General features: G+C 33.2%; 10 protein-coding genes. 4 read left to right on the top strand and 6 right to left on the bottom strand.

Annotated elements, in window-relative coordinates; all coding sequences use genetic code 11:
• Positions 1-18 precede the first annotated feature (18 nt).
• The 4 genes from ACSV4D_RS08240 (at position 19) to ACSV4D_RS08225 (ending at position 6,690) form a co-directional block, all read left to right on the top strand.
• Entirely contained in the window at positions 19-1,467 is a 1,449-nt protein-coding gene (locus ACSV4D_RS08240; protein ID WP_439227835.1) for a family 43 glycosylhydrolase, read from the top strand.
• A gap of 189 nt (positions 1,468-1,656) precedes the next feature.
• A complete protein-coding gene (locus tag ACSV4D_RS08235; RefSeq protein ID WP_439227834.1) occupies positions 1,657-5,109 on the top strand; it encodes a carbohydrate-binding protein in 3,453 nt (1,150 codons plus the stop codon).
• A 10-nt stretch (positions 5,110-5,119) separates the two neighbouring features.
• Positions 5,120-5,809 (top strand): hypothetical protein, encoded by a 690-nt coding sequence (locus tag ACSV4D_RS08230; RefSeq protein WP_439227833.1) that lies wholly within the window; start codon positions 5,120-5,122, stop codon positions 5,807-5,809.
• Positions 5,810-5,910: 101 nt separating this feature from the next.
• Positions 5,911-6,690: a 3-keto-disaccharide hydrolase gene (locus tag ACSV4D_RS08225; RefSeq protein ID WP_439227832.1), complete on the top strand. Its 780-nt coding sequence runs from the start codon at positions 5,911-5,913 to the stop codon at positions 6,688-6,690.
• Positions 6,691-6,783: 93 nt separating this feature from the next.
• Here ACSV4D_RS08225 and ACSV4D_RS08220 read toward each other — a convergent pair whose 3' ends face one another.
• From ACSV4D_RS08220 to ACSV4D_RS08195, 6 genes are all read right to left on the bottom strand, one after another.
• Positions 6,784-7,593: a 3-keto-disaccharide hydrolase gene (locus tag ACSV4D_RS08220; protein WP_439227831.1), complete on the bottom strand. Its 810-nt coding sequence runs from the start codon at positions 7,591-7,593 to the stop codon at positions 6,784-6,786.
• Positions 7,594-7,607: 14 nt separating this feature from the next.
• The gene (locus ACSV4D_RS08215) at positions 7,608-9,239 is read right to left on the bottom strand and encodes a glycoside hydrolase family 43 protein (protein ID WP_439227830.1); all 1,632 of its coding nucleotides are present in this window, start codon (positions 9,237-9,239) and stop codon (positions 7,608-7,610) included.
• A gap of 12 nt (positions 9,240-9,251) precedes the next feature.
• Entirely contained in the window at positions 9,252-10,733 is a 1,482-nt protein-coding gene (locus ACSV4D_RS08210; RefSeq protein WP_439227829.1) for a sulfatase, read from the bottom strand.
• A gap of 21 nt (positions 10,734-10,754) precedes the next feature.
• Positions 10,755-12,362 (bottom strand): sulfatase, encoded by a 1,608-nt coding sequence (locus ACSV4D_RS08205; RefSeq protein ID WP_439227828.1) that lies wholly within the window; start codon positions 12,360-12,362, stop codon positions 10,755-10,757.
• Positions 12,363-12,632: 270 nt separating this feature from the next.
• On the bottom strand, positions 12,633-14,150 hold the full coding sequence (locus tag ACSV4D_RS08200) for a sulfatase (protein WP_439227827.1): 1,518 nt from the start codon (positions 14,148-14,150) through the stop codon (positions 12,633-12,635).
• Between the two features lie 5 nt (positions 14,151-14,155).
• Entirely contained in the window at positions 14,156-15,964 is a 1,809-nt protein-coding gene (locus tag ACSV4D_RS08195) for a sugar-binding domain-containing protein (protein WP_439227826.1), read from the bottom strand.
• Positions 15,965-15,984: the final 20 nt, after the last annotated feature.

Raw genomic sequence — 15,984 nt, 5'->3', positions numbered from 1 at the left:
TATCTAAAACAATATCTAATGATGCTTTCTAAAAATAAATTATCGATTTTATGTTTTATAATTTCGCTTGGAACATATGCCCAAAAAAAGAATACTAATACCAAACCCTACCCTTACGGAAACCCTGTGATTAAGCACATGTACACTGCTGATGCTTCTCCACATGTGATGCCCGATGGACGTGTTTGGATGGTTACCTCAGTTGACCATGAAGATGGTGGCGGTTATGCTACTATGCATAGTTACCATACTTTTTCTTCTAAAGATATGGTCAACTGGACAGATCATGGAGAGGTATTAAACATTTATGATGTCATCGGTAAAAACGAAGAACCCAAAGGTGAAGATTGGGCACTTTGGGCACCCGATATGGTCTATTATGAAGGAAAATATTATCTGTACTTTCCTGTTCGAATATTATATAAAGAAGGTGGTTATGATGAAAAAAACAGAAAAACAACAGCCTATATTGCCGTTGCTGTAAGTGACTCTCCAGACAAAAAATTCAAAGTAATCAATTCAAAAATTGAAGGAACAAACGGAATTGATCCTGCGGTTTTTATTGATGATGATGGTCAAAAATATTTGTACTACGGAAGCCATATGGCTGCAAAACTAAAAGACAATATGACGGAATTGGACGGAAAACCCGTTAAATTGGATGTAGATGATGAACGATTTATGGAAGCTATTTGGATGAACAAAAAAGCAGGAAAATATTACCTCTCTTACCATACTCATTATGACAAACCAATAGACCCAAAAAATCCTGATGATTTATTTAGAAAAAAATCAAGACTTGATTATGGAATAAGTGACAACCCGTTAGGGCCTTTTGAATACAAAGGAATTATGAATTATGAATTAGGAGTTAATGTCAATGAGGGACCTAAATATCCTGGAAAAAACTATGTTCCTTGGCGATTATATCAATCCAATCATGGAGGAATAGTTGAATATCACGGAGAGGAGTATTTATTTTATCACACTTCTGCATTATCATCATGGAGACAGGATGAATTTAAAGAGGCAGGTACTTGGACACAACGATCGGTTTGCATTGACAAAATTGTTTATGATGAATCTGGACAAATCAGACCTGTACAACAGACACTATCTAGTGTTGCTCCTGTTATAGTAAATCAACCTTATGAAATTATTTTAGACACTAAATCAAATATTATCAAAAATAATATCATTGAGTTTAAAAATATTGATTTAGGCACGGGGTATTATTACGCTGGATTAAACATCAAAGGAATTAAAACTCCTACTAAATGTGCTATCCATTTAGACAAAGCCGACGGTGAATTGATAGGAACATTTGTCATTAAAAAAGACGGAAAAACGGAAACTTTATTGCGTAACGCCAACGGCAAACATACTATTTATTTGGTTTTTGATAAAAACTTCTCCACAAATACAACGATAACTTCAGCTAAAATATTTGCTGGATCGCCAAAATAAAAGAACTTTAATTTAAATACCATTAGGACAAAAGGTTTAATTCTTACGAATTAAACCTTTTTTTTATTTCAATTTCAATAAAAAACAATATCACCTAAAATAGGAACTTTTGCGCTAATTAACAATAAGATGACATTGTAATTTTAGAAAAAATATGTAACAACCAACAAAACCAAGTCTTATTTAATTATGAAAAAAATTTTACAATTGTCATTTTTTCTTTTCACAACTTCCTTATTGGCACAAGTTACCCACTATGATTGGCCAACTGGAACTGGTGAAGCCTTGTTGTCAAACAAATATCGAGTATTTGTAAAACATGGAACCGACCCCGAACAAGAAGTAAAGGTCTTAATGTCTACAGCCGACCCCAATGACCTTCAGTATGATTATCAGGCTACTGAACTCACAGGTCGAACATTCTCGTACGCCTCTATTTCCTATAACAATATAGCAAGTCCTGGGGTAACATTTAGAATTGTCAAAACTTTTGGAAACAACTCTTCAAAAGTTAAAATTTCACCGAAAAGCTATAACATTACTCCAACGGTCGGAAATAACGAAGTCTCATTTACAATAAACAGTAATAATAAATACATTTCAATTGATTTTGAAGACACTACTAATGAAACCAGTACAAAAAAATGGATCAAACACATGCTAACCATTTTTGTCGATCCACCTGAGACAAATAAGCCTAATCCTACTGATGCAGGAGTTGTGGTATACTCTAACAACATATCACCTACTGCATTAGAAAACGCAACAACAATTTATTTTGCTCCAGGTTATTATAATTTAAGAAATTATCAATTTGCTGGTACAGTAATCAGTTCGGATGGTATACTTTATTTAGGTAATGACAAAAAGATATATTTAGCTGGAGGTGCCTTTGTAGAAGGATTAATAGACAGAACCAATTATAACAATACCAATCAAAAACTTTATGGCAGAGGTGTTTTATCTGGTCGTCAATATATCTGGCAAGATGCTTTAGGAAATAAGCCTTATGGACAATTAGTCCAATTGGGTAAATTTGCTGAAATCAATGGGGTACATCTTGTTGATTCTCCTAAGCATGGTATTGTATCCCCTGACGGAATGGTTGTCGAAAACTTGAAATTTTTAGGTTGGCATGCCAATAATGATGGACTCAGAATAGGAACTGGTAGTGAAGTTAAAAATAGTTTTATTAGAGCTGTTGATGATTTCTTCTACAATTACAATATATATGTTCATGATTGTGTTTTTTGGGCTGGACATAATGGAGCTATAGTAACTTATGGTTGGGCATCGATTGATACTGGTTCTTCTTTTTTAGAAAATATTGATATCATAAACCCGGAATGGTCTGGGCTTGGAAATAATAACGGTTTAATTGCCGCACAAGTTAATTTAGATTTCAACCCTATTGATTATGGTACAGGTTCTACTACAACTACCTTTAAAAATATTAGAATTGAAGGATCAATACCTGGATTAACAAACATAAAGCCAAGATCAGAAAGTAACGGAGTCCCAGTCGCTGCACAAGTGGATATTGCAAACTTAGGATATTTAGGAGATGTTCAGCTAGAAAACATTACTATTGAAAAACAATTTGATAAAGGACGAATAAGAGGTCAAGCCAATGCAACAACCTCAGGGAACAACACCTATTATTCAAAAAACATCAATTTTACAAACATTATGATTGGCGGGGTAAAGCTAACTAATGTAAATAAGAATCTCTATTTTGATATTGATGAAACTACGACTCAAAACATTACTTTTGATATTGGAATTCCACCAGCAAAATCTGAGGTGGAAGTCGAAACATTTACTAATGCCACATTAACTCAATTAAAAAACAATATTTATGCCACCGGCAACAGAGGAATAATCCAGAGCGATATGGAAGCAATACCAGCTGGTACAGGTAAATGGTTTGCTGCAAATCCACTTGGAGTAGCTGGAGACGATTTACAAATAAAAAATACTGGAGGTAACCCTACTGATTACGTCGACAAAGTTTCTACATCTGAATTTTCAAGAGGTATTGCATATGTATATAATAATACCAATGCTGATGCGACAGGAGTCTTAAATATGTCTTTTGATTATTTCTGGAAAGCTCCTATGACTGGAGATAGAATATCCTACAGGGTTTGGGGTGTAAAAGAAGGAATTTCCGCAGCAAATAATGCCTACTTTAGAATGACAGGAGGTAGCGGAAACAGCGGAGATAATGATGCCGTCAATTTCGTAAAAGGTACTGGAAACGATGAAGTAATAGCTCTAAGCAGTAATCTTGCTTTAGGAAATGCAGAAAGCTGGAAAACAATTAACTATACTATTGATGTAACTGATTATAAATACATCGTAATCATGTTTTCAAGTGCCTATGGAACAGCACAAATACAAAATGCCGGGCTCTTTGGACTAGACAATGTAGCCGTACCCGCAACTAATCCGGCAGCATATGACAATTATCCTTCAATACCATCATTAATTCAGTCCGAAAATTATACTAGTGCAAACGGCGTAAATTCTGAATCCACTTCAGATACTAATGGTGGACAAAATATTAATTTAGTTGATGCAAATAGTTCCATTGATTATGAAGTTTATGTAAAAAAATCGGATCTATACAGAGTCAAATTTAGAGTTGCTTCGAATAGTAATGCGTCTTTTAATTTAAGTAGTAATGGGAATCTCCTAAAAACTATCAACATTGAAAACACTGGTGGTTTACAATCTTGGAAAACAATTACTCTTGACCTAAATTTGACTAAAGGCTTACAAACCCTTAAAATAAATGCAGCAACAACCGGATTTAATATTAATTGGATAGAATTCTTAACCATTGATGATGATAAAGATGGAGTTGAAAATGAAATTGATGAGTGTGCTAACACACCAGAAGGTACTGTCGTAGATGAAAAAGGATGTCCAATATTCAAGCTTTCTTCATCAAACTTTTCAATAACTTCAGTGAGCGAAACATGTCCGAATAAAGCAAACGGAAAAATCACAATCGCTGCTACTGAAAATTACGACTACAAAACCACCATCAATGGAATAGCATACCAGTTCACGTCAGCAACACCATTAACAGTTGCCAATTTAACACCAGGAAAATATGATTTTTGTATTACAATTGATAGTAAAAACTATTCACAATGCTATAGTGTCAACATTACTGCCGGAGTAACAATGTCTGCTAAAACTGTTATGAATTCATCTAAAGCTAGCATAAATATTGAAGAAGGCACTGCACCTTTTAAAGTGTTTGTAAACGGTAATGAAATTTTAGAAACAATGAAAACATCATTTGATGTAGACATAAATCAAGGGGATTTAATTGAAATAAAATCTAATGTAGAATGTGAAGGAACTATCTCAAAAAAAATGTATCAATTCAATGAAATTTCAGTATATCCAAATCCTACTAAAGGACATTTTATAATTAATAATATGCCTTTTAACCTTGACAAAATTGTTATTGAACTGTATGATTCAAATTCCAAACTGATTTCAACAAAAAGTTATCCAATAAATTACGGAAACGTTGAATTAAACATTGAAGATGTTCCATCAGGATTATATTTTGTAAAAGCAATACTAAATACTCCTGTATATTTTAAAATCATTAAAAATTAATCCTATTCTTATGAAAAAATATTTATATCTATTAAAAATCAGTATTTTACTTACGGCTTGCGGAAGCTCTGGAGATGATGAGGTCAATGAACCTGTCACAAATAATGCGCCTAGTGTACCAATACAAGTTTATCCTGGAAATAATGTTTTATGCATAGACAATTCGGTAAATTTTAGCTGGAATCCAGCAATCGATTCAGAAAACGACCCTATTTCTTATGTACTAGAAATATCCAAGAACAATACATTCTCACCTTTAATTGAAACAAAAACAGTATCAACTACTTCTACAGTCATTTCATTAGAAAAAGGTGTTCTTTATTATTGGAGAGTTAAAGCAACAGATGTTGAAAATTCAAGCAATTTTAGCACCTCAAATAGTTTTTATACCGAAGGTAACGGAATTTCAAATCATATCCCTTTCGCTCCAGAATTAGTATCTCCATTGATTAATTCAACTATACTAGATGCATCTGTAAATTTAAAATGGACGAATAGTGATCTTGACAATGATCCTTTAAGCTATGACGTTTATTGCGGTACAAGCAATCCTCCAACGGAAAAAAAGGGAGATAATATAACAACAACAAACTTATCCGTTACTTTAGAACCTTCCAAAAAATACTATTGGAGAATAGTTGCAAAAGATGGTAAAGGTGGAATTACTACGGGGCAAATTTGGAGCTTTAAAACCAATTAATATTTAAAAATATATTATATTTATACATGAACCAATACTGCTAATTTAACTTAGCAGTATTGGTTTTTTATTTAAACCTTAACTCAAAAAATGATAGAAAAATGAACTATTATTTTCAAATATCCTTGATACTTACAACAACAATAGCAATAGCACAACATAAGGTTATTATAACACCACCTGAAGTTTCACCTATGCCAATGAAACCAGAAATGACAGAGATTTGGGAACCTGAAGTCGTTGTGGTTACTCCCGCCAAAAACTTAGGTAATGCACCTTCTGACGCACTTATATTGTTTGATGGTAAAAATTTGGATCAATGGGTAAGTCAAAAAGACAGTAAAAAAAACGCTCCATGGAAAATCGTAAACAACGATTATTTAGAAATAGTTCCTGAAACTGGAGGTATTCAAACTAAAATGCCCTTTGGAGATTGTCAATTACATCTTGAATGGAGTGCTCCCGACGAAGTTATTGAAGGCGGTCAATGGCGGGGAAATAGCGGTATCTTTTTTCAAAACAGATATGAGCTTCAAATCTTAGATTCCTATAACAACAGAACCTATAGCAATGGTCAAGCAGCTAGCATTTATAAAGAGCATCCACCATTAGTCAATGCTATGAAAAGTCCTTTAGAATGGAATACTTATGATGTTATTTATACCGCACCTCGTTTTAAAACGAATGGTCTTATCGATATTCCTGCCAGAATAACCGTATTCCATAATGGCGTTTTAGTACAAAACAACATCACCATCAACGGATTGACAAATTATATAGGATTACATAATTACCCTTCTGCTCATGGAGAAGATGTTCTTGCGTTACAAGAACATGGCTGTAAAACTCAATTTAGAAATATTTGGATTAGAAAATTATAAAAAACACGCCTATCACTTTTTCAAAAAAGCCACTCTGCATAACAAGTATATACGGAGTGGCTTTTTGTAGTAATAAAACTTAAATCTTTTCTGTTATCTATCCAATGCCTCTATAAAAATGTTACGATAATACAGTTCTGCTCCTTCAGCTTGAATCACTATTTTTCCCGATGTCAATGGTTCATAAGCACCTAATAATTCATTGTATTTTTGAGCATCTATAACTTCGTTGACAAGATAACCATTCAAAGTATATTTGGCATTATTTCCTTTTACTTCAATTACAAGTTTGTTCCAACCGCTAGGATTTTCCCAATCATAAGACCTATGAAAACGTTGAAATTTTTCTTTAGGTGTGCCTCTAGTAATCAATTCGCCATTAGGGTCGTAATTTCTTATTACTCGACTTATTTTTGAAGTTACTTTTGACCCAATCGCCCATATATCACCTGTATCACCTTCTTGAATCTGGCATTCAACACCATAAGGCCAAATAACATCAGGACCAAATTGATGAAAAATAACGCCTGCATCACGTACAAAATTTTCTCTAGGCTTAAACTTTTTAGTTCCCCATTTGTATTCTAAAGTCAGTTTATAATTACTATAGCTTTCTTTAGTAAATAAACCCGCAAAGCTTTGCGTAGAATTATGCTCTTGCTTAGGATACACGTGAATCATTCCTTTTTCAATTACAAAATATTCATCCATTTTACCAGTAAATTTTTTATCGCTTACTACTATATACCAAGCGTCTAAATTCTTACCATCAAAAAGTGCTTTCCTGTTTACGATAGCTACTTGATTTTTATCTTTAGTGCTAAAATCATTTGTATTATTGGTTTTACAACCCGCACTAAAAACCACTAATAATCCTAAAATCAGTATCTTAAAACTTTTCATAAACTCTTTCTTGGTTACATTTTTTTATATTCAAACCAATCAAATTCGGCTTTATTTTTACTTATTTCTCCATTAGAACTAGAATACATTCCAACATAAGCTCCTATAAATCCCCCTGCAACATTTGATGTTAATACACTCGCATCTTGATCTGTACCAATTTGAATCATATTATTTTCATTAGATCCAAAATAAAAACGAAGCTTCATACCTTCATTTTCTATTCTTAAAAGCACCTCTTTTTCATTATATGGAATACTGATTATTTTTTGAATAGATTGCACTTTTTTATCCTCATTGAAAACTTTAATTAATTCGATTGCAGTATTCGTTTTTAGTAATTGATACTGAAAATTTTCATTCTGTAGTACCACTAAACCAGCTACTTCATTTTCTTTTGAAGTTTTGAAAGTCATTTTGGCAGTAGTACTACTTTTTAAATATGCCAATCTTTTTCCAATGAAAGAAGGATTATTTTTATCCGTAATTTTTTCTGGACGCAATTCAATGTAAAGTGTTCCGCCATTCAATTCATACCATTTCGTTAAAGGGGTACGAATGAAATTCCACTCAAATCCTAATTTGGAAGAATTAAAATCATCTTTATCCTTTTTTAAAAAAGGCGTCCAGGGTAAATTCGGTCTTTTATCTTCCAACAAAACCTGTCCTTTTCCTTTATTAAAAATAGGTATTGTTCCTTCAAAAGTTACTGGAGTCAGAAAAGTTTCCCTTCCCAAATAATATTTCCCATCAATAGGACGGCATGCCAACATTACCGACCACCAATCCCCATTTTGTGTTTGCACCAAATCGGCATGACCGACCGTTGTTATTGGAAAATCATTCCCCAAAAACCGATGTGTCAGAACGGGATTAACTTGCATAGGAGAATACGGTCCAGTCACTTTATCGGCTTCAAAGGCAGTAATAGCGTGATTGTTCCAGGTACCGCCTTCTGAAATCAAAAGCACATACTTATTTTTAATTTTATAAATATGAGGCCCTTCGGCAAATTTGGCATTGGTAGCATGCCCAGTCGTTAGAATAATTGGTTCTGAAATAATTTTACCTGTTTTTAAATCAATTTCGCTAATGTAAATTCTATCTTGAGAATTCCATTCTTGTGCCCCTCCAATATTGTGAGTTGACCCAATATAATAGGACTTTCCATCATCATCCCAAAAAATAGAGGGATCAATACCATAGGATTTATCAACCCAAATTGGATTAGACCAAGGCCCTGCCGGATTTGATGCCGTGACATAAAAATTATCACCACAACCGCATTCGTTGACACATTGTTTACAAGTTACAATCACATAAAACAAACCATCATGATACCGAATAGTCGGTGCCCAAATTCCCCCACCATTTCCTGGAGTTTTCATCATCAATTGCTCAGGTCTATCCAGTACATTGCCAATTTGTTGCCAGTTTACCAAATCTTTACTGTGAAAAATGGGGATACCTGGAAACATATTAAAGGAAGAATTCACTAAATAATAATCTTCTCCAGCTCTAGTAATAGATGGATCAGGATGAAAACCAGGAATAATTGGATTTTCAAAATATGTTGGATTTTCTTGTGCTTGAATATGAAGGTTCAATACAAAAACGATTAAAAATATTTTTATTTTACTTTTCATTTTCTCTATCATTTAAGACCCCTTAGCCTTAGCTGCCTTTAACATTTCAGGACGCATTACTTTTTTGTAATCTCTTGGCACTTCCAACCTACCACCTAAAGTAGGAGCCCACTTTTTTGGGATTTCCCTCTTTAATTTATCCTTAATTGTTTCTACATTTTTATCATTTACGATATTCTTCCATTCATAAGGATCATTTTGTAGATCATACATTTCTTCTGTTCCGTCAGGATAACTCAAATAACGATATCGTTCGTTCCTTACTGAAGAATAATTTTCACCATAAGAAGTAAAAGATGGATGACTCCATTTTAAATTTGGGTTTTTTATTAGTGGTACCAAACTGTTTCCATCTAGAGCATGAGCTGGTACTTTAATTCCTGCATAATCAACCAAAGTTGGAAAAATATCAATTAGACTAATGGTTGCTTTGCAAATAGCTCTCTTTTTGTCAGGAGTTCTTATTATAAAGGGCACATAATCCGCTTGCTCCCATAGCGTTGCTTTTCCCCATCGCATTTTTTCTCCATTGTGAAAACCATTGTCTGAATAGAAAATAACAATTGTATTTTTTGCATAATTACTTTTATCTAAAGCATTTATGACCTTGCCTATATTATCATCAGCAAAACTATAATTGGCCGCATAGGCTTTCAAAAATTTCTTCCATAACGGAATTGATAATTCCTTGTTCTCTCTAAATTTAGATAAAGAATCAACTAACATTTGACCTAAAAATGGCACATCGGCAAAATCATTTTCCTTATACCCTTTAGGTAAAGGAAAATCAACACCCTCATATTGCTCAAAAAATCGCTTGGGAGCGGTGTATGGTGAATGAGGTCTCCATAATCCATAAACCATTAAAAAAGGTTTATCATGTTTTTTATTTAAAAATTCTGCTGCTGCTTTAGCATTTTTAACATCAGGAAAATCGAAATCAGAGCCTTCCCATGGTTTAATTGAAAAAAAATTACTCCCTCCTTTCCAATAATCTTTTCCTGGAAATGGACCAAAACCTCCTTGATATACAGGGTAATTGTCCCAAGTTCTTTTATCTCTTTTTGGTTCAATTTCATTATGATATAATTTCCCTGCACCCCAAGTTTCATAACCTTGTTCTTTAAAATGTTCTGGGATACTTTTTATAGTTTTTAAAATTTCAGATCGATTCCAACCATCACTTCCATTCATATAAGCACCTGTTGTATGTGGATATAAACCACTAAAAAAAGAAGATCGAGAAGGATTACAAACTGGCGAATTACAAGCAGCGTTTTCAAATAAAATACCTTCAGACAATAACTTATTTAAATTAGGGGTCTTTATTAAGGGATATTGATTTTTAATCGCATATCCATTCATGTCATCTGCAATAATTAGTATTATGTTTGGATTTTCTTGTATTTTCTTTTCTTCATTAATTGAAGTCTTACAGGAAAGCAATAGAACTACAGAAAAGAAAAGCAAAATTTGTTTTACGAAAAGTTTCATCACATTTATTTTATATTTAATTTATTTTGAAGGAGGTTGATTTAAAATGACATCCAACTCTCGATTGAAATCTGCAATGACTTTTGAAAATTTAGAAACATTTGCCAAATTCTTTAACTCAAACGGATCTTTAATCATGTCATACAATTCTGTATCACCATTTTTGAAACGAAGAAAACGATATTGATCCGTTCGTAACGTATGATTTCCTTCCTCATGAGTACTTAATACTGGAGTTCCTCTATTTGCTTTTACATCGTAAAGAATCGGACTTAAATCCGTTCCATATACATTTTTTGGTCGTTCTAATCCCGCTAACGATACGATAGTTGGATATAAATCTTGTAAACTTACAGGAGATTTAGCAATTTTTCCTGAACTAGACTCTTTTCTAGTTGGATCTAAAATTATAAGGTTACAGTGGTTTGCTGCTTCCCATAAAGTCGTTTTACCAGTTCTATTTTTATCACCCACATGGTATCCGTGATCACTCCACAATACAACAATGGTGTTATCTTTTCTCGGATTTTTTTCAATGGCATCAACTAAAACACCAATATTATAATCAGAATAAGCAATTACAGCTAGATAGGCTTGTAAATACGCTTTCCAAGCATTGATATCTCCATTTTCACCATCCAACTTCTTACCATATTCAAGCAATTCATCAAAATGTGTTTGGGAGGTCACTTTTTTACCCGAAGCAGATAAATCTTCTAAATCTTTTTTTACCCAAGCAATTAATTCTTTATTTATTTGCATTTCGTCTAATGGAAACTTTTCAATAAATTCTTTTGGTGATACCCAAGGCAAATGGGGAGCAAATAGTCCGCATGCTAAAAAATAAGGCTTATTGTTTGGGACTTCTACAAGTTGAGTTTTACCAAAAACATCTGTAATTTGTGATTTACCTTTAAGAATTAAATCGGATATATGTTTAGCGTTCAAATAGTCATTTGACTGCTTAATTGGAACATTTGTAATACCAAAACGGGTGAAATTTTCACTTTTCTTATTTGGATTTTCCCAATATTTTGAAAGTTCTTCTGGTTGTGTCATATCAAAATCAGAACCAGAACCAGTTCCAGAATTTACTTCAACCCATTTATCCCAAGAATATATTTGATCTGGCCAATCACTAAAAACTCCTCGATCCAAATAACTTCTACCTTTATGGAAAACTTTTCCAATACCACTAGTAAAATATCCATTATCTTTTAAATATTGAGGCAAGGTTACTGCATCAGTTAGTGTCTGATAACCTCTAAAGTGCTGATCATGTTTATAATAACCCGATATATGTGATGGAATTCCAGTTAACAAAGCTGTTCTTGACGGACCACATAGTGGCGCCGCACTATATGCTTTGTCAAAAGTAACACCCATCTCTGCCAACCTACTTAAGTTAGGGGTTAATCGGTTAACAACCGATTTTCTAACAGTTGAATTGGGATAGACTTTTTCCAAAAAATTACCTGGAAAGTTACCTAATACACTATTGTATATATTTAGATCATCAACTGCAATAAATACAAAATTAGGTTTTGAGGTTTTACTATTTTGACCATAACTCCATAACGTAAATAACGTTATCATACATCCTATAAAAATTCTATTTCGTTTATTCATAATTATATTTTTATTATTATTCTAATCCTTAACATTTAAATTTTTAAAACACAATTTCATCAGTTCCATAACTAAATAATCTCTATTTAAACTATCATATGCTCATATTGAACAGTCAAACTTTGTCCAATTCTCACCATCTTCACTATAAAATAGACTTATGTTCTTTCGCCTATTCTTCAATTTCAACAAATTGATTATTGATTTTAAATTTATAGTTATTAAAAAGAGACAGATTAATTCTATTTTAAATTTCATGAGAGTTGAAAATTATTTTAAAAATTGAGTATTGGGTTTTGGATGTGTATTAACAATGTCAATCATTTCTTTTAAAACATCAGGTTTTAAAGCAGCGTAATTTTTGGTCTCTAAAGGATCTTCTACATAATCATATAGTTCATAAATCTTTTCAGCTTTTACATCATTTATATTTGTCCATTGTACCATGCGATAACGTTCACTACGTATGGCTTGACCTATAAATTTTTCTTTACCTCTATTTCGAGGATAGGAGTGATAGGCATGATTTCTAATTCTTGCCTTAGTATTTTTAAAAACAGTAGTTAAACTTAAACCATCAAATGGTTGCGGTACTTTTGGTTTTGGTAAGCCAGCTAAATCAACCAGAGTTGGATAAATATCTACGGTTTCTGCTAATTGATTAGTAAAACTGTTTTTAGGTATGCCTGGACCTGAAAAAATCAAAGGAATTCTAACTGCTTGTTCAAAATTAGAATGTTTTGTCCATGAACCGTGATCACCTAGATGCCAACCATGATCTCCCCATAACACAATAATAGTATTATCTAACATTTTTAATCTTTCTAATTCATCAATTACTCTACCTACTTGAGCATCCATATAACTAACACTGGCATAGTATCCATGAATTAATTTTGTTTTAAGTTCATTATCAAATAATTCCCCATTTGTTGGTATTGGTTTAAAATTCTCAATTTCACCTTTTCTTTTCACCGAAAAATTGGGAGCATCTACAGGAATACCTTCAAATTCAGGCATTGGTAGTTTTTCGGGATTGTATAAATCCCAATATTTTTTTGGAACTGAAAAAGGAAGATGCGGTCGAGCAAAACCAATGGCCATAAAAAAAGGTTTATCTGGAGATGAATGCAGTTTTCTAATTCTATCTATAGCATGTGTTGCAGTTCTCCCGTCGGCATAGGCATCGTCTAGTACATCTGGACTTTCCCATGCTGCGCCCCTAGGCAAATCATTTACCGAAGAAACATTTTTCACATACATTCTAGTATTATTAAAAAAAACTTCTTCTCTTGTCAAGGCTCTATCGGTACTACTAGGTACAACATATTCAATTACTTTATCTTCGTGATGAAGAACACTCCAAGACTGATCATCTCCAATATCACCATGACCAATATGATAAACTTTTCCCATCGATTCAGAGTGATAACCCGCATTTTTAAAATATTGTGGTAAAGTAACTGCATTTGGATATAAACCTCTAAATCCCTTTCCAAAAGAATAAATCCCCGTACTTGTTGAACGTGAACCCAGCATCAAATTATAACGTGAAGGAGCACATACGGCTTGGTTAGCATAGGCCAAATCAAATCGCATCCCCCTATTGGCTAGTTTATCAATATTGGGACTCACAACCAATGGATCACCATAAGCTCCTAGTAGAGGTTTTAGGTCATCCACCAAAATCATTACCACATTGGGTTTATTTTTAATAGAGCCGTTTTGGGTAAATCCTGTGGTTTGTATTATAAAAAAGCTGAATAATATATATGTTATTAGTCTCATCATTATTATTTGTTATTTGTTTTATAAGTTGACTCATTAGCCTTTTTGACTCTTTCTTTATCTAATTTTTCAACTTTTCGGTCGTAGGTAAATAAACCGTTCATTTCATTTTCAACATCTGTCCACTGTGTATAAACAGAAGCACTCAATCCTTGTTTTTGAAAATCATCGACAATCATTTTAATAAACTTCTCATATTCTGTTGTTGCATCTTCTTTTCCTGAATAATTATAATGTACCCAAGGACCATCTAAATCCCAAATATGTCCAGGGACATTATAACCAATAGCACCATATTCCCCATTTACTACTGCTCGTTTATTGGAAGCAAAAGGTACAGAAGGAGGTCTATATGAATGATTATCTTTTATATGCCCTACTTCATAATCAATATGTGGCTTACCAGCATCAATTCCGCTATTGCCAATAACCAGTCGAGAAGGATCTAATCCCATCGTGTAATTGGTCAAACGCTCCACATCATATATACCCCAATGCTCATTAAATACCACCCATACAATAATCGAGGGATGATTAGCATTGTTTCGTACCATCTGAGTCAATTCAGTTTCAAACTGCGTTTTTTCCTCTTCTGTACGTTTTTTGAAAGTACTGGGCATATCTTGCCATACTAAAACTCCTAATTTATCCGCCCAATAATACCAACGTTGTGGCTCAATTTTAATATGTTTTCGAATCATATTAAAACCCCAATCTTTTATGTTGGAGATATCCCATTTGAGTGCTTCATCAGTGGGTGCTGTATAAATCCCATCTGGCCAATACCCTTGATCCAAAGGTCCCATTTGAAATAAAAATGTATTATTCAGCATAATTTTTTTCAAATTCCCCACTGTTTCAACCGCTATTTTTCGCATTCCCGTATAGGATGTTACTTCATCTAAGATTTTAGTATCCTCTTTTAATTGTATCACTACATCATATAAAAAAGGGTTATCGGGTGACCATAATTTAGGATTGGGTATTTTTACTTGAAAATTATTATTCAACTCTCCTGTGCTTTTACCTATCACTGTATTCCCATCCTTTACGATTACTTCTATTTTTTGATTACCACTACTTTTAGCATTGACAGTAACATCAATTAATGATTCGTCAATATTTGGAGTAATCGTAAAATGACTGATATGTTGTTTTGGGACTGGCTCCAACCAAACCGTTTGCCAAATACCTGATGAAGGAGTGTAAGCATAACGTTGTGGATTATCAAATTTATCATTAGATTGTTTGCCATAAGCAATAGCAGCATCACTACCTGGATCAAAAACTTCTACGGCTAATTCATTTTTAGATAGAGTCAAATAAGGTGTAATATCAAATGAAAAAGAATCGTAACCGCCTTTATGTATCCCTACAAACTTATCGTTTACAAATACTTTAGCTTGAAAATCCACCGCTCCAAAATGCAACAAAACATCATTTGATTTCCAATCATTTGGTATTATAAATGAACGTTTATACCAAGCTCTTTGAGATTTTAATTGTCTTTGAATCCCAGATAAATTAGATTCCCATGGAAAAGGGACTACAATTTTTTCATTTAGCTTTTTAGGAATTCCAGTTCCTTCTTTAGTTTCTCCAAACTCCCAAACTCCATTAAGATTAAGCCATTTTTCTCTGGTCATTATAGGTCTAGGATATTCAGGAAGGGGATTTTTTATATCCAAATCTTTTGCCCATGGAGTAAGCATTGGCATTTTATCCTTCACATGAGTTCCCTTAACCGTTTTAGCATCTTGTGCATTCAAAACAGCAAAACACAATACAGATAATACAACAAAAATATTCTTCATTTTTATTAATTGAATTTTAG

The sequence above is a fragment of the Flavobacterium sp. ARAG 55.4 genome (assembly GCF_051846875.1).
Taxonomy (GTDB): Bacteria; Bacteroidota; Bacteroidia; order Flavobacteriales; family Flavobacteriaceae; genus Flavobacterium; species Flavobacterium plantiphilum.
The sequence above is the reverse complement of the archived record's forward strand: the minus strand, read 5'-3'. Positions and strand labels throughout refer to the sequence as shown.